This is a genomic window from Rhizobium sp. BR 317 (assembly GCF_047445835.1).
GTDB classification, from domain to species: domain Bacteria; phylum Pseudomonadota; class Alphaproteobacteria; order Rhizobiales; family Rhizobiaceae; genus Rhizobium; species Rhizobium paranaense.
Window position 1 is genome coordinate 1 of record NZ_JARWLB010000196.1, and the last position, 655, is coordinate 655.

Annotated in this window: 1 protein-coding gene; it reads right to left on the reverse strand. The window is 59.1% G+C overall.

The annotated features are described in order from the left end of the window. Positions 1 to 452, reverse strand: a 452-nt coding sequence (locus QD357_RS32760) for a Fic family protein (protein ID WP_414126158.1), incomplete at its 3' end; no start/stop codon positions are given. Positions 453 to 655 lie beyond the last annotated feature (203 nt).

The window sequence follows — 655 nt, forward strand, 5'->3', positions numbered from 1 at the left end:
CCAAGGCTCAGACCGTTMTCGTCGAAAGCCTCGACATTGTTGGAAAGGGTCTTCCAATCCCCCCGGTGTCGCTCATCCTTCGTCGAGTGCGCGAGCAGATCCCGATGGAGTTGGCGTATGTGATTTTCGTTGAGGGGGATCGCGTCGAAGGCTGAGAAGATCGTCTCCATCACCTTGGCATATCCTGCGACCTCCTGTTCGTCGCGGCTGGAGAAAGAGCCGATCCGGAGGTTTACGAGCAGCCTTTCGACCTCGCGGTCGCTTAGCTTTGCGCCCTCGATACGGGTCGACGATCCAATACTMTCGATCGTCGCAACCCGGCGCAGGCTGGACAGGCGATCGGGCGCAATGCGGCCAAGTGCGCGCCAAGCGCCTTTGAACTCGTCGATCTCAGCGATCAGCGAGAGGATCTCGGGCGTTATCCGCAGTGTCGAGAGATCGAGAACCGTCATGCAATGTCCCATCCGTTTMCATCCGAAACGGTATGACACAGCGGTATCCATTGTTCCATCCATTTTCATCCGATAGCGGATGTGGATGAGCTGAAGAGTCCGAGAAGGCCCCGCCCGATGGGCGGGGCCTCGAGGTCCTAGTCCCGGTTGKGGCGGGACCAGATCAGCTGGTAGCCGTCCTCGCCTTCGACTTCGGTGAGGGT